The organism is Rhodanobacter thiooxydans (assembly GCF_030291135.1).
Taxonomy (GTDB): Bacteria; Pseudomonadota; Gammaproteobacteria; order Xanthomonadales; family Rhodanobacteraceae; genus Rhodanobacter; species Rhodanobacter thiooxydans_A.
The window spans coordinates 1-22,753 of sequence record NZ_CP127409.1 but is presented as its reverse complement, the minus strand read 5'-3'; the positions used below and the strand labels follow the sequence as shown (position 1 = coordinate 22,753).

Sequence of the window (22,753 nt, the reverse complement as noted above, 5' to 3'; positions counted from 1 at the left end):
CCGCTCTCCGAATCTCCCATCCCGAATCCCGAATCCCGGCTTCGCCCCATGCCCGACATCCTGATCGCCGACGACCATCCGCTGTTCCGCGACGCGCTGCAGCGCGCCGTGCTGACGGCGGTGCCGCAGGCGCGCGTGCACAGCGCCGACAGCGTGCACGCGTTGCTCGGCCTGATCGAGCAGTTCCCCGACGCCGAGCTGCTGCTGCTCGACCTGCACATGCCCGGCGCGCGCGGCTATTCGGCGCTGGCGCATATCCGTGGCCAGTATCCCGGGCTGCCGACCATCGTGGTGTCCGGCCACGAGGAGGCGCAGGTGGCGCGCCGCGCGCTGGCACACGGCGCCTCGGCCTACATCCCCAAGTCCACCGCCGGTACCGACATCGTGGCGGCGATCCGCGCGGTGCTCGACGGCGACGTGTGGCTGCCGCCGGCCCTGCTCGGCGACCCCGGCGAACTGAGGCCCGACGAAGCCGCCGCCGCCGCGCAGGTCGCCGCACTGACACCGCAGCAGTTCCGCGTGATGACGATGATCGCCGAGGGCCTGCTGAACAAGCAGATCGCCTGGGAGCTGGGCGTCTCCGAGGCCACCGTGAAGGCGCACATGACCGCGATCATGCGCAAGCTCGGGGTCAACAACCGCACCCAGGTCGCACTGCTCGCCAGCCAGCTGGCGGTCGACCAGGAAGGCCTGCCGGCCATGCCGGACGACTCCGACTGACCCCGTTCAGGCAACCGGCCACCCCGACTCACCCGTCGCCCGGCCACCGCCAGGCCACGTCCCGCGCCATCCAGACGCGGTCCTGCCACCGCTTCCGTCACGCCCGCGAACCACGCCCATCAGCTTCGTGCAATCAGCCTTATATACGGCTATTTGATTTTCTTGCTTTCTTTTGTTGCGGCGCACTATAGTCGATTCTCCCCATGCCGGGAGTGGAGAACATGGCTCAGCCGCACGCGCAGGGTTTGTACAACCCGTCCAACGAACACGACGCCTGCGGCGTGGGTTTCGTCGCCCATATCAAGGGCCGCAAAAGCCATGAGATCGTCCAGCAGGGCCTGCTGATCCTGCGCAACCTGGATCATCGCGGCGCGGTCGGCGCCGATCCGCTGATGGGCGACGGCGCCGGCATCCTGATCCAGATCCCCGACCAGCTCTACCGCGAGGACATGGCGCAGCAGAGCGTGCAGCTGCCGCCGCCGGGCGAATACGGCGTGGGCATGGTCTTCCTGCCCAAGGAGCACGCCTCGCGGCTGGCCTGTGAACAGGAGCTGGAGCGCAAGGTGCTGGCCGAGGGCCAGCTGGTGCTGGGCTGGCGTGACGTGCGCGTCGACGCCGACATGCCGATGTCGCCGGCGGTCAAGGCGACCGAGCCGGTGGTGCGGCAGATCTTCATCGGGCGCGGGCCGGACGTGATGGTGCCCGACGCGCTGGAGCGCAAGCTGTACGTCATCCGCAAGACCTCCAGCCACGCGATCCGCGCGCTGGGCCTGAAGCACGGCAAGGAATACTTCGTCCCCTCGATGTCCAGCCGCACGGTGGTCTACAAGGGCCTGCTGCTGGCCGGCCAGGTTGGCCGGTACTACCTCGACCTGGCCGACCCGCGCACCGTGTCGGCGCTGGCGCTGGTGCACCAGCGCTTCTCCACCAACACCTTCCCCGCGTGGGAGCTGGCCCACCCGTACCGCATGATCGCGCACAACGGCGAGATCAACACGGTCAAGGGCAACGTCAACTGGATCAACGCGCGCACCGGCGCGATCTCCTCGCCGGTGCTCGGCGACGACCTGGCCAAGCTGTGGCCGCTGATCTATCCCGGCCAGTCCGACACCGCCTCGTTCGACAACTGCCTCGAACTGCTGACCATGGCGGGCTACCCGCTGTCGCACGCGATGATGATGATGATTCCCGAGGCGTGGGAACGTCACACGCTGATGGACGACAACCGCCGCGCGTTCTACGAATACCACGCCGCGATGATGGAGCCGTGGGACGGCCCCGCCGCGATCGCCTTCACCGACGGTCGCCAGGTCGGCGCCACGCTCGACCGCAACGGCCTGCGCCCGGCGCGCTACCTGATCACCGACGACGACCTGGTGATCCTGGCCTCCGAGGCCGGCGTGCTGCCGATCGCCGAATCGCGCATCGTGAAGAAGTGGCGGCTGCAGCCGGGCCGGATGCTGCTGATCGACATGGAGGCGGGCCGCATCATCGACGACAAGGAGCTGAAGGACCAGCTGGCCAACGCCCGGCCGTACAAGCAGTGGATCGAACACATCCGGATCAAGCTGGACGCCCTGCCGGAGCCGCGTGCCGAGTCGCACGTCGTCGACAGCCTGCTCGACCGCCAGCAGGCCTTCGGCTACACCCAGGAAGACCTGAAATTCCAGCTGTTGCCGATGGCGCAGGCCGGCGAGGAAGCGATCGGCGCGATGGGCAACGACTCGCCGCTGGCCGTGCTGTCGGAGCACAGCAAGTCGCTGTACCAGTATTTCCGCCAGCTGTTCGCGCAGGTCACCAACCCCTCGATCGATCCGATCCGCGAACAGCTGGTGATGTCGCTGGTGTCCTTCATCGGGCCCAAGCCCAACCTGCTGGACATCAACAACATCAACCCGCCGCTGCGGCTGGAGGTGGCCCAGCCGGTGCTGGACTTCGCCGAGATGGCCAAGATCCGCAAGATCGGGCGCTACTCCAAGGGCAAGTTCCGCAGCTTCGAGCTGGACATCACCTATCCGGCGACCTGGGGCAAGGCGGGCATCGAGGCGCGCCTCGCCTCGCTGTGCGCGCAGGCGGTGGACGCGATCCACCAGGGCCACAACATCCTGATCGTGTCCGACCGGCGCAGCAATCACGAGCGCGTGGCGATCCCGGCCCTGCTGGCCACTTCGGCCGTCCATCTGCACCTGGTCAACCGCGGCCTGCGCACCAGCACCGGCCTGGTAGTGGAGACCGGCTCGGCGCGCGAGGTGCACCACTTCGCCCTGCTCGCCGGCTACGGCGCCGAGGCGATCCACCCCTACCTGGCGATGGAAGTGCTGGCACAGCACTTCGCCGTGGGCAGCGGCGGGATCAGCGTGGACAAGGCGCTGCACAACTACGTCAAGGCGATCGACAAGGGACTGCAGAAGGTGATGTCCAAGATGGGCATCTCCACCTACATGTCCTACACCGGCGCGCAGATCTTCGAGGCGGTGGGCCTGAACCGCGAGCTGGTCGACAAGTACTTCACCGGCACCACTTCCAACATCGAGGGCATCGGCCTGTTCGAGGTGGCCGAGGAGGCGCTGCGTCTGCACGCCGCCGCCTACGGCGACGACCCGGTGCTGGCCGACGCGCTGGACGCGGGCGGCGAGTACGCCTGGCGCGTGCGCGGCGAGGAGCACATGTGGACACCGGACATGGTGGCCAAGCTGCAGCACGCCACCCGCGCCAACAACGCGCAGACCTACCAGGAGTATTCGCAGCTGGTCAACGACCAGACCCGGCGCCTGATGACGCTGCGCGGGCTGTTCGAGTTCCGCGCCGATCCGGCCGCCGCGATCGCGCTGGACGAGGTGGAACCGGCCGGCGAAATCGTCAAGCGCTTCGTCACCGGCGCGATGTCGCTGGGCTCGATCTCGACCGAGGCGCACACCACCCTGGCCATCGCGATGAACCGCATCGGCGGCAAGTCCAACACCGGCGAGGGCGGCGAGGACGAGGCGCGCTACCAGGGCGAGTTGCGTGGCGTGGCGATCAAGCAGGGCGACACCGTCGCCGGCATCCTCGGCAAGGCGCACATCGAGCGCGACCTCGAACTGCAGGCCGGCGACTCGCTGCGTTCGCGCATCAAGCAGGTGGCCTCCGGCCGCTTCGGCGTCACCGCGGCCTACCTGGTCTCGGCCGACCAGATCCAGATCAAGATCTCGCAGGGTGCCAAGCCCGGCGAGGGCGGCCAGCTGCCCGGCCACAAGGTCTCCGAGTACATCGCGCAGCTGCGTTTCTCGGTGCCCGGGGTGGGCCTGATCTCGCCGCCGCCACACCACGACATCTACTCGATCGAGGACCTGGCCCAGCTCATCCACGACCTGAAGAACTGCAACCCGCAGGCGTCGATCTCGGTGAAGCTGGTGTCCGAAGTGGGCGTGGGCACGGTGGCGGCCGGCGTGGCCAAGGCCAAGGCCGACCATGTGGTGATCGCCGGCCACGACGGCGGCACCGGCGCCTCGTCGTGGTCGTCGATCAAGCACGCCGGCACGCCGTGGGAACTGGGCCTGGCCGAAACGCAGCAGACGCTGGTGCTGAACCAGCTGCGCGGGCGCATCCGGGTGCAGGCGGACGGCCAGATGAAGACCGGCCGCGACGTGGTGATCGGCGCCCTGCTCGGCGCCGACGAGTTCGGCTTCGCCACCGCGCCGCTGGTGGTGGAAGGCTGCATCATGATGCGCAAGTGCCACCTCAACACCTGCCCCACCGGCGTGGCCACGCAGGATCCGGTGCTGCGCCGGAAGTTCAGCGGCAAGCCCGAGCACGTGGTGAATTACTTCTTCTTCGTGGCCGAGGAAGCGCGCCGGATCATGGCGCAGCTGGGTATCCGCCGCTTCGACGAGCTGGTCGGCCGCACCGACCTGCTCGACACCCGCCAGGGCATCGCGCACTGGAAGGCCCGCGGGCTGGACTTCAGCCGCGTGTTCCACCGCCCCGAGGTGCCGGCCGGGGTGGCGCAACGACACGTCACCGAACAGGACCACGGCCTCGGCAAGACCGGCAAGGCGCTCGACCACAGCCTGATCGAGAAGGCCCGGCCCGCGCTGGAGCAGCGCGAACGGACCAGCTTCATGGTCGGCGTGCGCAACGTCAACCGCACCGTGGGCACCATGCTGTCCGGCGAGGTGGCGCGTCGCTACGGCCATGCCGGCCTGCCCGACGACACCATCCACATCCAGATGGACGGCACCGCCGGACAGAGCTTCGGCGCGTTCCTGGCCCGCGGCATCACGCTCGACCTGGTCGGCGAGGCGAACGACTACGTGGGCAAGGGCCTGTCCGGCGGGCGCATCGTCGTGCGCTCGCCGAACGACTTCCACGGCTTTGGCCCGGAGCACATCATCGCCGGCAACACGGTGCTGTACGGCGCCACCGAAGGCGAGGCCTATTTCAACGGCGTCGCCGGCGAACGCTTCGCCGTGCGCAACTCCGGCGCCACCGCCGTGGTGGAAGGCGTCGGCGACCACGGTTGCGAGTACATGACCGGCGGCACCGTGGTCCTGCTCGGCGAAACCGGCCGCAATTTCGCCGCCGGCATGTCCGGCGGAGTGGCTTATGTGTTCGACCCCGAATTGCGCTTCCAGGCGCGTTGCAATCTTTCCATGGTCGCCCTGGAACCGCTGCTGGCCGGCGTCGAGCAGGAACTGCGGGTGCCGCGCACGCTGTGGCATCCGCTCACCCGCGGCGCGCCCGGCGAAACCGACGAGGCGATCCTGCGCCGGCTGGTCGAGTCGCACTTCCGCTACACCGGCAGTTTCCGCGCGAAGGCGATCCTGCATGACTGGAGCAACGCCCGCACGCATTTCGTCAAGGTGATGCCGCACGAGTACAAGCGCGCGCTGGCCGAACCGCCGCCGGCGACCACCGCCGCATCCACCGAGAAGGCCACGGCCTGAGTCCACGAGGAACCACACAGATGGGCAAGATCACCGGCTTTCTCGAATACCCGCGCCTGCAGGAAACCAGCGAGGCGCCCGCACAGCGCAAGAAGCACTGGCGCGAATTCACCGCGCACCTGTCTGACGACCAGGCTGCGCAGCAGGCCGCGCGCTGCATGGATTGCGGTATCCCGTTCTGTCACCAGGGCTGCCCGGTCAACAACATCATCCCCGACTTCAACGACCTGGTGTACCGGCAGGACTGGAAGCGCGCGATCGACGTGCTGCACTCGACCAACAACTTCCCCGAGTTCACCGGCCGCATCTGCCCCGCCCCGTGCGAGGCCGCGTGCACGCTGAACATCAACGACGACGCGGTGGGTATCAAGTCGATCGAGCACAAGATCATCGACAAGGCGTGGGAGGAAGGCTGGGTGGTGCCACGGCCCGCCACGCGCCAGACCGGCTGGAAGGTAGCCGTGGTCGGTTCCGGCCCGGCCGGGCTGGCCGCCGCGCAGCAGCTGGCCCGGGCCGGCCACGCGGTGACCGTGTTCGAGAAGAACGACCGCCTCGGCGGCCTGCTGCGCTACGGCATCCCCGACTTCAAGCTGGACAAGGGCCACATCGACCGCCGCCTGCAGCAGATGCGCGGTGAAGGCGTGCTGTTCCGCACCGGCGTGTTCGTCGGCGCCGCGGCGGATGCCGGGCAGCACGGCAACCCCCACGTGATCACCCCCGAACAGCTGCGGCAGGAATACGACGCGGTGGTGCTCACCGGCGGCGCGGAAACCCCGCGCGACCTGCCGGTGCCCGGCCGCGAGTTGCGCGGCGTGCATTTCGCGATGGAGTTCCTGCCGCAACAGAACCGCGTGGTGGCCGGCGACAAGCTGAAGAACCAGCTCGTCGCCACCGGCAGGCAGGTCGTCGTGATCGGCGGCGGCGACACCGGCTCCGACTGCGTGGGCACCTCGAACCGCCACGGCGCCGTGGCGATCACCCAGTTCGAGCTGCTGCCGCAGCCACCATTGCAGGAAAACAAGCCGCTGGTGTGGCCGTACTGGCCGCTCCGCCTGCGCACCTCCAGCTCGCACGAGGAAGGCTGCCGGCGCGACTGGTCGGTCGCCACCAAGCGCTTCAACGACGACGGCAAGGGCCACGTGAAAAGCCTCACCGGCGTGCGGCTGGCGTGGCAGGACGGCAAGATGAGCGAAGTCCCGGACAGCGAGTTCGAGATCCAGGCGGACCTGGTGCTGCTGGCGATGGGCTTCGTCTCGCCGGTACAAGGCGTGCTGGACGCATTCGGCGTGGCCAAGGATGCCCGCGGCAACGCCCGTACTACTGTCGACGCCGACGGCGGCTACCGCACCAGCGTGGACAAGGTGTTCGCCGCCGGCGACATGCGCCGCGGCCAGTCGCTGGTGGTGTGGGCGATCCGCGAAGGACGCCAGTGCGCGCGCGCGGTGGACGAGTTCCTGATGGGCCATTCCAGCCTGCCGCGCTGATCGCGGCTCAGGCTGGCCGGTCCTCGCCCTGCCGGCGCACCAGCGCAGTCAACAGGGCGCGCAACGCCGCCGGGCGTACCGGCTTGTGCAGCACTGGATAACCGCGCGCACGCGCACGCTGCTTCAATTCGCTGCTGCCATCGGCCGTGATCATTGCCACCGGCGGCAGCTCGCCCAGCGCATCGCGCAGCTGCTGCAGCGCCTGCAGGCCGTCGACGCCATCGGCCAGGTGGTAGTCGGCCAGCACCAGGTCGATCGGCCCGCGCCTCAGTTCGACGCGGGCCTGCGCCACGTCCAGCGCGGTGCGGCAATCGACGCCCCAGCGGCTGAGCAGGGCGCGCATGCCGTCGAGGATGCTGGCGTCGTTGTCCAGGCACAACACGGTCAGCGGCAGCTGCTTGTCCGGACCGGCGCGCTCCACCCGCTGACGCCGCACCGGCACCGCCTCGTTGCGCGGCACCGTCACCGCGAAGCAGCTGCCATGCTCGACCCGCGAGTGCAGGTCGAGCCGGTGGCCGAGGATGCCGGCCAGGCGGTCGCAGATCGACAGGCCCAGGCCCAGCCCTTTCTCGCCCCACGGCGAGGGCTGCTCCAGCCGCTGGAATTCGTCGAAGATGCGCGCGCGCTGTTCCGCCGCGATGCCGGGGCCGGAGTCCCACACCTCGATGCGCACCTCCTCGCCGTGCCGCCGCGCGCCCAGCAGCACGCTGCCCTTGCTGGTGTAGCGCAGCGCGTTGGAGAGGAAATTCTGCAGGATCCGGCGCAACAGCTGCGGGTCGCTGCGCACCGCCAGCGAGGTTGGCACCACGCGCAGGCGCAGCCCGCGACGTTCGGCGACCACCGCGAATTGCGCCTTCAACGAATCGAACAACTCGGCCAGCGCGAAGGCGCCGACTTCCGGGTGGTAGCTGCCGGCATCCAGCCGCGAGACGTCGAGCAGCGCGTCGAGCAGGTCCTCCGCCGCGCGGAACGAGGCGTCGATGCGTTCGGCCAGTCCGCTCGCTTCGGTGTCCAGTCCGGGATGCTGGCGCAGCGCCGAGGTGAACAGGCGCGCCGCGTTCAGCGGCTGCAGCAGGTCGTGGCTGGCCGCGGCGAGAAAGCGCGTCTTGGAGATGTTCGCGGTCTCCGCCGCGCGGCGCGCCTGCGCGGTGGCGGCCAGCGCCTCGGACAGTTCGGCAGTGCGCTGCTCGACGCGCTGCTCCAGCGTCTCGTTCACCTCGATCAACGCCTGCTCGGCGTGCTTGTACGCGGTGACGTCGGTGTAGGTGGTGACGTAGCCGCCGCCGGGCAGCGCGCGGCCGCGCATCTCGATCACCGTACCGTCCGGGCGCACGCGCTGGAACAGGTGCGACGAACCGGCACGCATGTAGTCGATGCGCTTGGCCACGTGGCCGTCCACCTCGCCGGGCCCGCACTCGCCCAGCTCGGCGTTCCAGCGGATCAGCTCGGCCACCGGCACACCCACGTGCACCATGCCGTCGGGGTAGTCGAACAGCTCCAGGTAGCGCCGGTTCCACGCCACCAGGCGCATCTGCGCGTCGACCACGCTGATCCCCTGCGAGACGTTCTCCAGCGTGGTGGAGAGCAGCTCGCGGTTGAAGCGCAGCTCCTGCGAGGCCTCGTCCAGCAGCGCCATCGACTCGGCCACGTCCAGGCCGCTGCCCGACAGTGCACTGATCAGGATGCGCCGCGCGTTCGCCGCGCCCACCGCCGAGGCCAGCAGCCGTTCGGTGTACTGGATCAGGGCGCGGTCGGCTGCCTCGCCAGGCAGCAGCGGCTTGCCGCGGCGCTGGCCGTATTCCTCGAACGCGCGCGCGCTGCTGCGCTCGCCCACGATGCGTTCGGCGATGGTGCGCAGGTCGGCCACCACCACGCGGCCGCGCCAGTCGCCGCTGCCGCTGCGGCGGGCCGGGTCGGCGTCCATGAACAGTGCTGCGTGCAGGCGTTCCTCCAGGCTGGGCCGCAGGCGCAGCGAAACGAACACCAGGCAGCCCACGTTGACCAGCAGCGACCAGAACGTGCCGTGCATCACCGGCTCCCAGCCGCTGAGGTGGAACAGCGCCTGCGGGCGCAGCCAGTCCCAGCCGAACGGACCATGCTGCAGCCACTGGTCGGAACGGATCAGCGCCGGCAGCAACAAGGTGTACAGCCACACCAGGAAGCCACCGGCCAGGCCCACCATCACGCCGCGGCGACTGGCGCCGCGCCAGTACAGCGCGGCGATCAGCGCGGGCGCGAACTGCGCCACCGCGGCGAACGCGAGCAGTCCGGTGGCCGCCAGGTTCTCCGCGTTCGCGGCGACCCGATAGTAGGCGTAGGCCATCGCCGCCAGCAGGATGATCGCCACCCGGCGCACGCCCAGCACCAGCTGCGACAGGTCGCTGCGTTGCTCCAGCCGCAGTCGGCGGATGCGCAGCAGCGCCGGCATCACCAGGTCGTTGCTGATCATCGTCGACAGCGCCACCGAAGCCACGATCACCATGCCGGTTGCCGCCGAGAAACCGCCGATGAAGGCCAGCAGCGCCATGCCACGGTCGCCGTACGCCAGCGGCAGGGTCAGCACCCAGGCGTCGGCGGTGCCGTCGCGCACCAGCGGCATGTGCGCGCCGGCCGCCACGATCGGCAACACCGCCACGCTGACGACGACCAGGTACAGCGGCACCATCCAGCGCGCACGGGTGAGGTCGCCGGCGTCCTCGCACTCGACCATGCCGATCTGGAACTGCCGCGGCAGGCAGAACATGGCGCAGAACGCCAGCATGGTCTGCGCCAGGAAGCCGGGCGACAGGCCGTGGCTCAACTGGGTGACCGGCAACTGCACCGTGCTGGCCAGCCCCGGCCCCTGCCACAGCGCGTAGCCGGCCAGCACCACGAACGCCAGCAGCTTGATCAGCGACTCCAGCGCGATCGCCAGCATCATGCCGTGGTGGTGCTCGGTGGCGTCGATGCTGCGCGTGCCGAACAGGATCGCGAACACCGCCAGCAGCACCGCGCACCACATCGCGCTGTCGATGCCGCCGGCCGTCACCACGCCGTGCCGGACGCCGCCGAGCACGCCGAACGACATCGCCACCGCCTTGAACTGCAGCGCGATGTACGGCACCACCGCGATCACCGCGATCACCGCCACCAGCGCCGCCAACCCGTGCGACTTGCCGAAGCGCGCGCCGATGAAGTCGGCGATCGAGGTGATGTTGCGCTGCCTCACCGTCTGCACCAGCCGGCGCAGCAGGCCGAAGCCGAACACGAACAGCAGGATCGGGCCGAGGTAGATCGGCAGGTAGGCCAGGCCGTCGCGCGCCGCCGTGCCGACCGCGCCGTAAAACGTCCACGACGAGCAGTACACCGCCAACGCCAGGCTGTAGACGATCGGGCGCAGGCGCGGCTGGCGCGGGTACAGCGGCCGGCGATCGCCCGCGTAGGCCACCACGAACAGCAGCCCGACGTACAGCAGCGACACCAGCAGCAGCAGCCAGCCTTGAATCAAGTCCCGTTCTCCCGGCCAGACGATCGACAGGCAGGATGCCTGTGCTTGTGCCATGACGGTGCCGGCGGCACCATGCACGGATGATCGCCGCGCCCGCCTCGACGCTTGCCAACGTAGCAGAGCACCTGCGCGATGACGAGATTCATGTGTGGCGTCTGGACTATCGACCGTCGGCCGGGCGAGCGCCGCTGCACGCGGTGCTGGCCGCCTACCTCGGCATCGCAGCAGAGCAGGTCGTGCTGGCGGAGGGCGAGTACGGCCGCCCGGCGCTTGCCACCGGGCTGGATCCCTCGCTTGGTTTCAACTGGTCGCACAGCGGCGGACATGCCCTGATCGCGCTCGGCCGGCACGTCGTGCCGGGGATCGACCTTGAATGCCAGCGCCCGCGGGCGCGGGCGCTGGAGATCGCCGAGCGCTATTTCAGCAACGAGGAGGCAGCGCTGCTCGCGGCGCTGCCCGAGGCCGAACGCAGCGCCGCCTTCCTCGAGTTGTGGACCGCCAAGGAAGCGGTGGTGAAAGCACTGGGCCGCGGCCTCGCGTTCGGCCTGGACCGGCTCAGCATCGCCAGCGTCGCCGGACAGCTGCAGTTGCGGCGGCTGGCCGGCGACGACGCCAGCGCCTGGCAACTGCAACGGCTGGACCTCGACCACGGCCTGGTGGCGGCGCTCGCCTGGCGCGGCGGCGAGCGCCGGATCCGCCTCGCCACGCTTGCCAGTGGCGTCTGATCGGCGCACTGTTTCCGGTCCATCTCGACCCACCCATGCGCCGGCCGACCGTCGTGCCGCTCGCCCCACCGCCCAGGATCGTCCGCCCACCATGACCCTGCTCAGCGTCAACCTCAACAAGATCGCCGTGCTGCGCAATTCGCGCGGCGGTGATGAACCGGACATCTGCCGCGCCGCGCAGACCTGCATCGAAGCCGGTTGCGGCGGCATCACCGTGCACCCGCGCCCTGACCAGCGCCACGTGCGGCCGCACGACGTGCGCGCGCTGGCCGCGATGCTGCGCGGACGGGTCGAGTACAACATCGAAGGCAACCCGTTTGCCGGCGCCCGCGGCGAGTACCCGGGCCTGCTCGCGCTGGCCCGCGAAGTGCGCCCGACCCAGGTGACCCTGGTGCCGGACAGCGATGGCCAGATCACCTCCGACCACGGCTTCGACCTGCGCCGCGACATCGCGCAGCTGCGCCCGCTGGTCGGCGAGCTGTGCGACCTCGGTTGCCGGGTCAGCCTGTTCGTCGATGCCGGCAGCCAGGATTTCGAGCTGGCCGCGGCAATCGGCGTGCAGCGCATCGAGATCTATACCGGCCCCTACGCCGAGGCCTTCGCCGACGGCCAGCCCGCCGCCGCCCTGTCGGCATGCGCCGACACCGCGCGCCGCGCGCAGCAGGCCGGGCTGGCGGTGAACGCGGGGCACGACCTCAGCCAGGCCAACCTGGGCACGTTCAAGGCCGCGATCCCCGGTTTGGCCGAGGTGTCGATCGGCCACGCGCTGATCGGCGAGGCGCTGTACGAGGGGCTGGCCTGCACCGTGCGCAACTACCTGCAGATCCTGCGCTGAACAGGGCGCCGCGACGGCGCCGATCACCGAGCGCACCAAAGAAAACCCCCGCGCAAGGCGGGGGTTTTCTTTTGTTGCGTGCTGCCGCGGCAGCGTCCGGTCAGAAGTTCTCGGTGAAACCGATCTTGACCAGGTTGTAGCTCTTCGCGTCCGCCAGCACCCGTGCCACGTACTGGTAGGCCACCGCATCATCCGCAGCGATCTGGATTTCCGGCTGGTTGCTCTGCTGGGCGATCACCGCGAGCTGCGCCTTCAGGCCCAGCTCGTCGACCGGCGTGTCGTTCCAGTACAGCGCACCGGCCTGGTCGATCTTCAGATGGATCGGATCCAGCGGGTTGGTCGGCGGCGTGGGGTTCGGGTTCGGCTGAGGCAGGTCCACCTGGATCTTGTGGGCCAGCACCGGTGCCGTGATCATGAAGATGATCAACAGCACCAACATCACGTCGACCAGCGGCGTGACGTTGATCTCCGACATCGGACCGGTCGTGTTGGTAGAGAATGACATCTTCAGATCACCCCTTCGGCGCGTCAGTGGTCATGAAGCCGACATGCACCATGCCCGAATCCTTGGCGTCGCCGATGATCTTCTTCACGACCTTGAACTCGGTGTTCTTGTCCGCACGGATCTGCAGCTCCGGCTGGGGCGACTTCTGCGCATTCACCGCAAACTGCGCCCGCAACTCGGCCTCGCTGACCAGATGGTCATTGAAGTACATGCTGCCATCCTGCTTGACCGCCAGATCCAGCGGCGGAACCACCAACTCCGGTTCCTTGGTCTTCGGATTCGCGATCGGCAGGTCGATCGTGATGGAGTGCGACATCAGGGGCGCCGTGATCATGAAGATGATCAGCAGTACCAACATCACGTCGACCAGCGGCGTGACGTTGATTTCCGACATCGGGCCGCCGGAATTGCCTCCTACGCTCATCGACATGGGTCAATTCCTCACTTCGAGCTGTCGACGCGCGAACCAGTGGCGAAGAAATCGTGCAGGTCGTGGGCGAATTCATCGAAGCGGGCGTACACCACGCGGTTCGAGCGGCTGAAGAAGTTGTAGGCGAACAGAGCCGGGATGGCGGCGAACAGACCGAACGCCGTCATGATCAGCGCCTCGCCGACCGGGCCGGCCACCGCGTTCATCGACGCATTGCCGGAAGCCGCGATGCGGATCAGGGCGTGGTAGATGCCCCACACCGTACCGAGCAGACCGACGAACGGCGCGGCGGAACCGACCGTGGCGAGCAGGGTCATGCCGCCTTCCAGGCGCATGCTCTCGCGAGCCACGGCCTGACGCAGGGCGCGGTCGATGAACTCCGAACGGCTGAGCGACTCGGCCAGACGGCCGGTGGTGCCTGCCGCTGCCGTGGCCTGCTGGTGATGGGCGACCGCCGAGGCGGCATCGAGCGCGATCTTGGAGAACGGCTCGCTGCGCGGCTGGGCTTCCAGTTCGCGGATCGCGTCCTGGGTGGAGCCGTTGCCCCAGAAGCCGTTGATGACCTTGTCGGCGCGAGCCTTCACCGTCGCATTGCGGATGCCGTTGGCGATGATGAAGTACCACGACAGGAACGACATCACGACCAGGGTCACGAAGACCACCCAGCCGAGCCAGTCGAAGTTCTGGATCAGGTTGTCGAAGCCCATCTGTTTCATGGCTTCGGCGTTGGTATTGCCACCCATGGCCTGTGCGGCATCGGTCGTTGCAGGAGTCTGTAGGAACATAACGCTACCCTAGGGAAGTCAAGCGTGAACTGTAACTGTAAACCGGGCGGACCCGGTTACAGCTGGTTGAGATTGAAGTTGACCGGAACGCGTGCGTAGCCTTCAACTTTTTGTCCATTTCGAATCGTTGGATTGAAGCGCCAACGACGTGCGGCATCCATGGCAGCACGATCGAGTTCGTGGTAACCGCTGGACCGGTCGATCTTGATGTCCTTCGGCGAACCATCCACGCCCACCAGGATCATCAGCACCACCGTGCCTTCATGCCGCTGGCGAACCGCCTGCGGCGGATACTTCGGCTTGATCTGGCTGTTGTAGCTGAGATCCGAACTGGCCGTGATATCCGATGGCGGTGCCGGCGGAGCTGGCGGTGCCGGCGGCGGTGCCGGGGTCGCGTTCGCCGAAACCTCTTCCACCGGTGGTGGCGGGGTCGGTGGCGGCGGCGTCGGTGGCGGCTTGAGCTGCTGAATGATCTTCGGCGGCGGCTGCTTCGGCGGCTCCGGCGGCGGCGGCGGTGGCGGCGGCGGCGGCGGCGGCGGCTCGATGAAGTTCACCTGGACGATGCGTTCCTTTTCCTTGTGGTTCTGATTCGGCGGCGCCATCGGCGCCACGATCAACAGGAAGGCAAACGCATGCAGCCCGATGGCAACTGCCAATGCCCAGGTGCGTTTCCAACTAAACGGCTCGCGCCCGATTTCTTCGTTACTTGAGGCCATCTGTCACTAGTCTGGAGCTGATCGATCAGAAGAGAACGTTGCCGCAGGGCTTGACCCGGAACCGTCTGAATGCCTGGACGGACCCGGAGGGAACTTGCCGCTGGGGAGACGCAGGGAAAGGTTTCAACGGTACAACAGCACATGACATTTGTATAGCGCTGCGGGGCAGACTATGGACGTCCATCCACCCCGCGGCTTGCCAGGTGCTTCGGCCGGTCAGTCAGCACCGGTCTTTTTCAGCCAGTCCTTTGCCTTTGCCGCCGTCTCCGGATCCTGTGCGGCCTTCTTCATCGCGGCGATCGCCGCAGGCTTGTTCTTCAAGCCACGCTCGGACTCGGCCAGCAGCATGTACGCCGTACCCTTGTGCTTCACGCCCTTGTCGAGGGCCTGCTGGACCAGGCCCTTGGCCTGGCTGTACTTGTTCTCGCTCAGCAGCAGGCGTCCGGCGCGCAGTGCGGGCTCGCCATCGGTGGCGATCGGCTGGGCCTTGTTGTAGTAGCCGATCGCCTTGTCGATGTTGTTCGCGATCTCGGCAGACTGGCCCAGCAGCACGTAGGTTTCCGCGTCGGGCTTGACCACGCCCTTGCTCATGCCTTCCTCAAGCACCTGCTGGGCCTTGGTCGCGTTCGGCGCCGGGTCGGAACTGTCCTGGCCGGTGATCAGGTACAGCTTGGCCAGGTTCACGTACTGCGTGTCCTTGCTGAGCTTGCCGTCGGCACGGGCCTTTTCCATCATCTGGATGGCTTCCGGGTACTTGTGCGCCTGCATCAGCACCGCAACCGCGTTGTTGAGCGCGTTCGGGTCACCCGGATTGGAATTGAGCTGGCTGGTGGCCAGGGCGGCCGCCTTGTCGTCCTGGCCGGATTCGGAATAGCTGGCCATCAGGATCTGGTCCCAGGTCGGCTGCGGCTTGTCGGTCAGCGACTTGGCCTTGTTGATGGCGGCGATCGCTTCCGGATACTTGCTCAACCGGTAGTCGGCGTTGCCTTCGAGCGCGTACGAATCGGCGGTTTCCTTCTTGCCCTCGGCGCGCCACTTGGCGATTGTGTCCAGCGCGGGCTGATACTGCTCGTCGGCCAGCTGGAACTGCGCCAGCATGTACATCAGCTGGAAGTAGGTGTCATTCGGCATCACACCGAGCGCCAGCGAGCGCTGCAGCGAGCTGATCGCGCCCTTGGTGTCGCCGTCGTTGTAGTGGAGGCTGGCCAGGCCCTGCAGGGCCAGCGCCTGGGCATACTTGCTCTTGCTGCCGTCGATGATCGACTGCAGCAGCGGTTCGGCCTTGGCCTTGTCGCCGGCATTGACCGCGTCCAGGCCTTCGTTGAGGTTCTTCTGGTCCTTCTCGCTGGTCAGGTCGAGCTTCGGCTCGGCGCGGGTCGCGTTCGGGTAGAGCACTTCCTTCTTGGTTTTGGCGTCGTCGCTCTTGCGCGCCAGCGCCGGGCTGCTGGCCACGCCCAGCAACAGCGCAATGCCGGCCAGCATGGTTAACCCTCGGGCATGCTTCATGGTGATCCTCATAATGTCAGGGCGTGTCGTAACGACGCGGGGGATTGCAAAGCGTAACCTGACCCGGCACGGGATAACAAGTTGCAGCGCCGCATCAAAGGTTGTTAAAAATCAATTACTTGGACAACCTTCCCTGACCAAGGGGCAATTATTTGCCTTCCACCGGTCGCCACGCGGGCACCCGTTCCTCGGGTCCCGCCGAGTTCGCCGAGTTCGCCGGTCCCACGCCGGCGGCGGCGGGGCTTCGGACCGGCGAGAGCGGATCAGATGTCCAGGTTGGCGACCTTCAGCGCGTTCGCCTCGATGAAGTCACGGCGCGGCTCGACCGCCTCGCCCATCAGCATCGAGAACATCTGGTCCGCGGCAATCGCGTCCTCGATGCCGACCTGCAGCATGCGCCGGGTCTCCGGATTCACCGTGGTGCCCCACAGCTGCTCCGGATTCATTTCACCGAGGCCCTTGAAGCGCTGGATGCTGCGGCCCTTCTTCGCCTCGTCCAGCAGCCAGTTGCGCGCATCGAGGAAGCTGAGCACGCCGCGCGAGGCGTTGCCGCGACGCACCACGGCGTCGGGCTGGATCATGCCGGCGATCTGCTGGCTGATCGCCAGCAGCGGGCGGAACTCGGCGCTGCCGAAGAACGGCTGCGGCAACAGCCAGGTATGGCTGAGCCCGTGCTGTTCCTTCACCACCTCGATCGCCGCCGGCTGCTCGCCATGGGCTGGGCGCAGCGACATGCGGTAATGCGGCTTGCCCAGGCCGCTGGCGGCCAGGCGCCGGGTGGCACCGTCCAGCCAGGCCTGCATCGCGACCGGGTCGGACCACAGCGCTGGCGCCATCGGCGGGTGTTCGAGCAGGGCGTTCAGCACGGCGGCATCGAAGCGGTGGGCCAGCTTGGCGATCTGGTCCAGCGCATGCTGGTAGCCGCGCAGCAGCTTCTCCAGCGCCTCGCCGGTGATCGGCGGCGCGTCCGGGTTGTAGGTGAGTGCGGCGTTGTCGACCGCGCTGGAGATCAGGTAGTCGTTCAGCGCGGTGTCGTCCTTGATGTACAGCTCCTGCTTGCCCTGCTTCACCTTGTACAGCGGCGGCAGGCCGATGTAGATGTGGCCGCGCTCGATCAGCTCCGGCATCTGCCGGTAGAAGAAGGTCAGCAGCAGGGTGCGGATATGTGAGCCGTCGACGTCCGCATCGGTCATCAGGATGATGCGGTGGTAGCGCAGCTTGTCCGGGTTGTACTCCTCCTTGCCGATGCCGGTGCCCAGCGCGGTGATCAGCGTGCCGACCTCGGCTGAGGCCAGCATGCGGTCGAAGCGTGCCTTCTCCACGTTGAGGATCTTGCCCTTCAGTGGCAGCACGGCCTGGGTCTTGCGGTTGCGGCCCTGCTTGGCCGAGCCGCCGGCGGAATCGCCCTCGACCAGGAACAGCTCGCACAGCGCCGGGTCCTTCTCCTGGCAGTCGGCCAGCTTGCCGGGCAGGCCGGCGATGTCCAGCGCACCCTTGCGCCGGGTCATCTCGCGCGCCTTGCGGGCAGCCTCACGGGCGCGCGCGGCGTCGACCACCTTGGAGGCGATCGCCCTGGCTTCGCTCGGGTGTTCCAGCAGGAACTCGCCCAGCTTCTCGTTGACCGCCTGCTCCACCGCGGTCTTCACCTCGGAGGACACCAGCTTGTCCTTGGTCTGCGAGGAGAACTTCGGGTCGGGCACCTTCACCGACAGCACCGCGATCATGCCTTCGCGCATGTCGTCGCCGGACAGGGCGACCTTGGCGTTCTTGGCCAGCCCTTCCTTCTCGATGTAGTTCTGCAGCGAGCGGGTCAGCGCGGCACGGAAACCGGTGAGGTGGGTACCGCCGTCGCGCTGCGGAATGTTGTTGGTAAAGCAGAACATCGTCTCCTGGTAGGAGTCGGTCCACTGCATCGCCACTTCCACCGTGATGCCGTCCTGCTCCGCAACCAGGCTGATCACGTTCGGGTGCAGTGCGGTTTTCAGCACGGCCAGGTGCTGCACGAACGAGCGGATGCCGCCTTCGTAGGCAAACGTGTCCTGCCGCCCCTCGCCGCGCTCGTCCTTCAGCTCAATGGTGACGCCGGAATTGAGGAAGGCCAGCTCGCGCAGGCGCTTGGCCAGGATCTCGTAGTGGAAGTCGATGTTGTGGGTGAACGTGGCCGGGCTGGGCAGGAAGCGCACCAGGGTGCCGCGCTTGTCCGACGGGCCGACTTCCTTCAACGGATACAACGGCTCGCCGTGTGCGTATTCCTGCAGGTATTCATGGCCGTCGCGGCGGATGGTCAGCCACAGGTGCTCGCTCAAGGCATTCACCACCGACACGCCCACGCCGTGCAGGCCGCCAGAGACCTTGTACGAATTCGCGTCGAACTTGCCGCCGGCGTGCAGCACCGTCATCACCACCTCGGCGGTGGAACGGCCTTCTTCCGGATGGATGTCGACCGGAATGCCGCGACCATTGTCGCTGACGCTGACCGAGCCGTCGTCGAGGATGGTGACCACGACCCTGTCGCAATAACCGGCCAGCGCCTCGTCGATCGCGTTGTCGACGACCTCGAACACCATGTGGTGCAGGCCGGTGCCGTCATCGGTATCGCCGATGTACATGCCCGGGCGCTTGCGCACCGCTTCCAGGCCCTTCAGGACCTTGATGTTGCTTGAGTCGTAGTGCGATTCGTTGATGGATTCGTTCATGCGTTGACCGTTTCCTGGCGCCAGCGACCCGCCCGACACGGCGCCGTGAATGGCCGGACAGGGTTATGCGATCTCGGGGAGATGCAACCCTTCGATTATAGCAGGCGCGCCAGCTCGCCTTGTTCCACGTGGAACACGCGCGCCGGCAGACCCTGCAGCGCGACTGGCAATTCGGTTCCGGTCAGCAGGACCTGGGCGTGGGCCGCCGCCAACAGCGACACCACCGCCGCCTGATGGGCCTGATCCAGCTCCGAGGCGAGGTCGTCCAGGCAGACGATCGGCCACTCCCCCCGGTGTTCGGCGTACAACTCGGCCTGGGCCAGCATGCAGGCTAGCGCGGTGAGCTTTTCCTGACCACGGGACAGATGCTCGCGCAACGGTGCCTGTTCGAACGTGATCGACCAGTCCGCCCGATGCACCCCCAGCGTGGTATGCCCTCGGGCCAGATCCCTGCCCCGGTGGTCGCGCAACTGCTGGGCCAGGTCCAGCTCATCCGACCACCCGCGGCGATAACGCAGGTCGAGGGCGCCCAGTTCAGGCAGCAAACGGGCGACGCTGTCCAGCAGTTTCGGGCGCAACCGGTCCAGGTAGGCGCGCCGTTGCAGGTCGATCTGATGGGCCGACTGCGCCAGTTCCGCCTCCCATGGCGCGAGCAGCGCATCCGTGGGCGTCGTGGCGGCACGCAACAGGCTGTTGCGCTGTTTCAACGCCCGCTGGTAGCGGCGCCAACCGGCCAGGAATTCGTGTTCCACGTGGAACACACCCCAGTCCAGATAGCGACGGCGCTCCTCGGCGGCACCCGCGATCAACGCATGCGACCCTGGCTCGAAACAGACCACCGCGCATTCGCCCACCAGTTGCCCGAGCGCCACATTCACCGTGTCCAGCTTCGCCTCCCAGCGCGTCCCGTCCCGGCCCAGGCCAAGCCGGGCGATCCGTTGATCGGCGAGGCACAACTCGGCAAAGACCGACAGCTGCGCGGCACCCCGCTGCAACAGCGCTTCCTTGGCACCGCTGCGAAAGGAACGGGCATGCGACAACAGAAAGGCCGCTTCCAGCATGCTGGTCTTGCCGGCGCCGTTCGCCCCCACGAAAACGTTGATCGCCGGGTCCAGCGCCACGCTGACGTCGGTGAGGCAGCGCAGTCCGCGCACGCGGAGTTGTTCCAGCCTCATCCGGAAAACACCCCTAAACAGCAACGCCGGAGTCCCTGGCGGGAACCCCGGCGTTGCCTGTGCCTGCCGCGCGTAGCGAGGGCCATGCGTTGCCTGTCAGAGCCGCAGCGGCATGATCACGTGACGGGCGTGCTCGTTGTCGTGTTCCTGCACCAGGCAGCTGGACTGCGCATCGCGCAGGCTCAAGCGTGCCTTGTCGCCGCGCAGGGCGGCCAGCGCATCGAGCAGATAGCCCACGTTGAAGCCGACCGCCAGGTCGGACACATGGGTGTCAGCCTCGACCTCCTCGACCGCCTCCTCCTGCTCCGGGTTGTGCGCCACGATGCGCAACTTGCCCGGCGACAGTTCCAGCCGCACGCCGCGGTACTTCTCGTTCGACAGGATCGCCGCGCGCTGCAGCGCGCCGCGCAGCACTTCGCGGTCCAGCGTGGCAGTCTTGTCCGCGCCCAGCGGAATCACCGCTTCGTAGTCCGGGAAGCGGCCGTCGATCAGCTTGGAGGTGAACACCACGTCGCCGCGGCGCACGCGCAGGTGATTGCGGCCAAACTCCAGCTCGACCTGGCCATCGCCGGTTTCCAGCAGGCCAATCAGCTCGTTGACGCCCTTGCGCGGAATGATGATCTGCCGGCGCGTGCTGACCGAGCTCTGCAAGCCGGTTTCCTTCATTGCCAGGCGATGCCCGTCGGTGGCCACGCAGCGCAGGGTGTGCTCCTGCAGGTCCAGCAGCATGCCGTTCAAGTAGTAGCGCACGTCCTGGTTGGCCATTGCGAACGCGGTGCGTTCCATCAGGTCGCGCAAGGCCTCTTCCGGCAGGCTGACTTTTTCCACCAGCTCGATTTCGTCGACGGTGGGAAATTCGCTGGCCGGCAGGGTGGTCAGCGTGAAACGGCTGCGCCCGGCGTTCAGCGCCACGCGGTCGCCGTTGAGCTTGAGCTCGATCCGCGCGCCGTCAGGCAGCGCCCGCACGATGTCGAACAGCTTGCGGGCGGGAATGGTGATCTCGCCATCGGCCAGTTTCTCTGCCTCGGCGGTGGCCACCATCTCCACTTCGAGGTCGGTTCCGGTCAGCGACAGCTTCCCGTCGCCGACCTTGACCAGCAGGTTGGCCAGTACGGGCAGCGTCTGGCGGCGTTCAACCACACCCACCACCTGCTGCAGCGGTTTGAGCAGAGCTTCTCGTTGGATGCTGAATTGCATGGCTGTGCTTCCCCTCTACCTGCTGTTCTGTCTTTAAAAGAAGTTTAGTGGTTGTTGTTGTACCGGTGGGTAACTTTTCTACCCTGTTTTCTTGTTCAAAATCAATATTTTATGACGTTTCTTGGTTGTGCTTGAACGGGCTGCCTGCCGGTGGACGGTTTGGGGATAACTTCAGGGGCGAAACCTTCCACCCATTATCCACAGCTTGGGCCACCGCTTATCCATAATCTTTGCCGATCATGGCTCAACCGGTGAGCGTGCGGATCAGTTGCTCCCAGTCCTGGCGCATGCGCGCGTCGGTCTCGATGAACTTGCGGATCGTCTTGCAGGCGTGCATCACCGTGGTGTGGTCGCGCCCGCCGAACGCCTCGCCGATCTCCGGCAGGCTGTGCTCGGTGAGTTCCTTGGACAGGGTCATCGCGATCTGCCGCGGCCGCGCCAGCGAACGCACGCGCCGCTTGGACAGCAGATCCTGCAGGCGCACGTTGAAGTATTCGGCGGTGATTTTCTGGATGTTGGCGATGGTGACCGCCTGCGCGTGCGTGGCCAGCAGGTCGCGCAGGGTTTCCTCCGCAAACTCGGTGGTGATCGGCTTGCCGTAGAAGTTCGCCCGCGCCGCCAGCGTGTTCAGCGCGCCCTCGAGGTCGCGCACGTTGGAGCGGATGCGCTTGGCCAGCAGCATCGCCACGTGCTCGTCCACCGCCACGCCCTTGTCGTGCGCCTTGGACAGCAGAATCGCCGCGCGTGTCTCGAAGTCCGGCGGCTCGATCGCCACGCTGAGGCCCCAGCCCAGACGCGACTTCAGCCGCGGCTCCAGCTTGTCCACTTCCTTCGGGTAGCGGTCGCAGGTAAGGATGATCTGCTGCTTGGATTCGAACAGCGCGTTGAAGGTGTGGAAGAACTCCTCCTGCGTGGTGTCCTTGCCGGCGAAGAACTGGATGTCGTCGATCAAGAGCGCATCGACCGAGCGGAAGCGCTGCTTGAACTGGTCCATGCTCTTGGCGCGCAGCGCCTCGATCATCGAGCCGACGAACTGCTCCGAACGCAGGTACAGCACCTTGCAGTCCGGGTTGCGCTCGCGCATCAGGTTGCCGGCGGCGTGCATCAGGTGGGTCTTGCCCAGGCCGGTGCCGCCGTACAGCAGCAGCGGGTTGTAGGCGCGGCCGGGGTTGGTCGCCACCTGCATCGCGGCGGCCTTGCCGAGCTGGTTCGACTTGCCCTCGACGAAGGTCTCGAAGGTGTAGTGCGGGTCCAGGTTGTGGCTGAAGGCGGGCGCCGGTGCGGCCCGGGGAGCCAGCGTCGTCCTGGCGGGCGGTGCCGGCCGGGCCGCGCTGGAGCCGACCTCCAGTCGCACCGGGCAGGGCTTGCCGCCAAGCTGCAGCAGCACGGCTTCGATCTGTTCCAGGTAGCGCCCGCGCACGGTGTCCAGGGTGTAGGAGTTCGGTGCGAACAGCTGCAGGCCGTTGGCATCTTCGCGCGACTGCAGCGGCATCAGCCAGGTATGCAGGTCTTCGGCGCTCAGCTCGCCTTCGAGGCGCTCAAGGCAGCGCCGCCACAGATCACTCAT

At 67.3% G+C, this 22,753-nt stretch carries 15 protein-coding genes; 5 read left to right on the top strand and 10 right to left on the bottom strand.

Annotation, left to right across the window (positions count from 1 at the left end; genetic code table 11):
• Positions 1-48 precede the first annotated feature (48 nt).
• From QQA13_RS00075 to QQA13_RS00065, 3 genes are all read left to right on the top strand, one after another.
• Entirely contained in the window at positions 49-720 is a 672-nt protein-coding gene (locus tag QQA13_RS00075) for a response regulator transcription factor (protein ID WP_108471230.1), read from the top strand.
• Between the two features lie 221 nt (positions 721-941).
• The gene (locus tag QQA13_RS00070) at positions 942-5,645 is read left to right on the top strand and encodes a glutamate synthase-related protein (RefSeq protein ID WP_108471231.1); all 4,704 of its coding nucleotides are present in this window, start codon (positions 942-944) and stop codon (positions 5,643-5,645) included.
• 20 nt (positions 5,646-5,665) lie between these two features.
• Positions 5,666-7,129 carry a glutamate synthase subunit beta gene (locus QQA13_RS00065; RefSeq protein ID WP_108471232.1) on the top strand — a complete coding sequence of 488 codons (1,464 nt, stop codon included), beginning with the start codon at positions 5,666-5,668 and terminating at the stop codon, positions 7,127-7,129.
• Between the two features lie 7 nt (positions 7,130-7,136).
• On the opposite strand, the gene QQA13_RS00060 is transcribed toward QQA13_RS00065, so the two are convergent.
• Positions 7,137-10,616 (bottom strand): hybrid sensor histidine kinase/response regulator, encoded by a 3,480-nt coding sequence (locus tag QQA13_RS00060; RefSeq protein ID WP_199909818.1) that lies wholly within the window; start codon positions 10,614-10,616, stop codon positions 7,137-7,139.
• 80 nt (positions 10,617-10,696) lie between these two features.
• Between QQA13_RS00060 and QQA13_RS00055 the strand changes: the two genes are divergently transcribed.
• Positions 10,697-11,341 carry a 4'-phosphopantetheinyl transferase family protein gene (locus QQA13_RS00055; RefSeq protein WP_108471233.1) on the top strand — a complete coding sequence of 215 codons (645 nt, stop codon included), beginning with the start codon at positions 10,697-10,699 and terminating at the stop codon, positions 11,339-11,341.
• A 91-nt stretch (positions 11,342-11,432) separates the two neighbouring features.
• Positions 11,433-12,176, top strand: a complete 744-nt coding sequence (locus QQA13_RS00050; RefSeq protein WP_108471234.1) for a pyridoxine 5'-phosphate synthase — start codon at positions 11,433-11,435, stop codon at positions 12,174-12,176.
• A 100-nt stretch (positions 12,177-12,276) separates the two neighbouring features.
• Here QQA13_RS00050 and QQA13_RS00045 read toward each other — a convergent pair whose 3' ends face one another.
• From QQA13_RS00045 to dnaA, 9 genes are all read right to left on the bottom strand, one after another.
• On the bottom strand, positions 12,277-12,681 hold the full coding sequence (locus tag QQA13_RS00045) for an ExbD/TolR family protein (protein ID WP_108471235.1): 405 nt from the start codon (positions 12,679-12,681) through the stop codon (positions 12,277-12,279).
• A gap of 7 nt (positions 12,682-12,688) precedes the next feature.
• Positions 12,689-13,111, bottom strand: coding sequence for an ExbD/TolR family protein (locus QQA13_RS00040; RefSeq protein ID WP_108471236.1), 423 nt, complete (start codon positions 13,109-13,111; stop codon positions 12,689-12,691).
• An 11-nt stretch (positions 13,112-13,122) separates the two neighbouring features.
• The gene (locus QQA13_RS00035) at positions 13,123-13,854 is read right to left on the bottom strand and encodes a MotA/TolQ/ExbB proton channel family protein (RefSeq protein WP_108471237.1); all 732 of its coding nucleotides are present in this window, start codon (positions 13,852-13,854) and stop codon (positions 13,123-13,125) included.
• 98 nt (positions 13,855-13,952) lie between these two features.
• Positions 13,953-14,612, bottom strand: coding sequence for an energy transducer TonB (locus QQA13_RS00030; protein WP_108471238.1), 660 nt, complete (start codon positions 14,610-14,612; stop codon positions 13,953-13,955).
• 216 nt (positions 14,613-14,828) lie between these two features.
• Positions 14,829-16,094 carry a tetratricopeptide repeat protein gene (locus QQA13_RS00025; RefSeq protein WP_108471239.1) on the bottom strand — a complete coding sequence of 422 codons (1,266 nt, stop codon included), beginning with the start codon at positions 16,092-16,094 and terminating at the stop codon, positions 14,829-14,831.
• Positions 16,095-16,381: 287 nt separating this feature from the next.
• Positions 16,382-18,814, bottom strand: a complete 2,433-nt coding sequence (gene gyrB / locus QQA13_RS00020) for a DNA topoisomerase (ATP-hydrolyzing) subunit B (protein ID WP_108471240.1) — start codon at positions 18,812-18,814, stop codon at positions 16,382-16,384.
• A gap of 95 nt (positions 18,815-18,909) precedes the next feature.
• A complete protein-coding gene (recF, locus tag QQA13_RS00015) occupies positions 18,910-19,968 on the bottom strand; it encodes a DNA replication/repair protein RecF (protein ID WP_286042310.1) in 1,059 nt (352 codons plus the stop codon).
• A gap of 117 nt (positions 19,969-20,085) precedes the next feature.
• Positions 20,086-21,186: a DNA polymerase III subunit beta gene (gene dnaN / locus QQA13_RS00010; protein WP_108471242.1), complete on the bottom strand. Its 1,101-nt coding sequence runs from the start codon at positions 21,184-21,186 to the stop codon at positions 20,086-20,088.
• 244 nt (positions 21,187-21,430) lie between these two features.
• On the bottom strand, positions 21,431-22,753 hold the full coding sequence (gene dnaA / locus QQA13_RS00005) for a chromosomal replication initiator protein DnaA (RefSeq protein ID WP_108471243.1): 1,323 nt from the start codon (positions 22,751-22,753) through the stop codon (positions 21,431-21,433).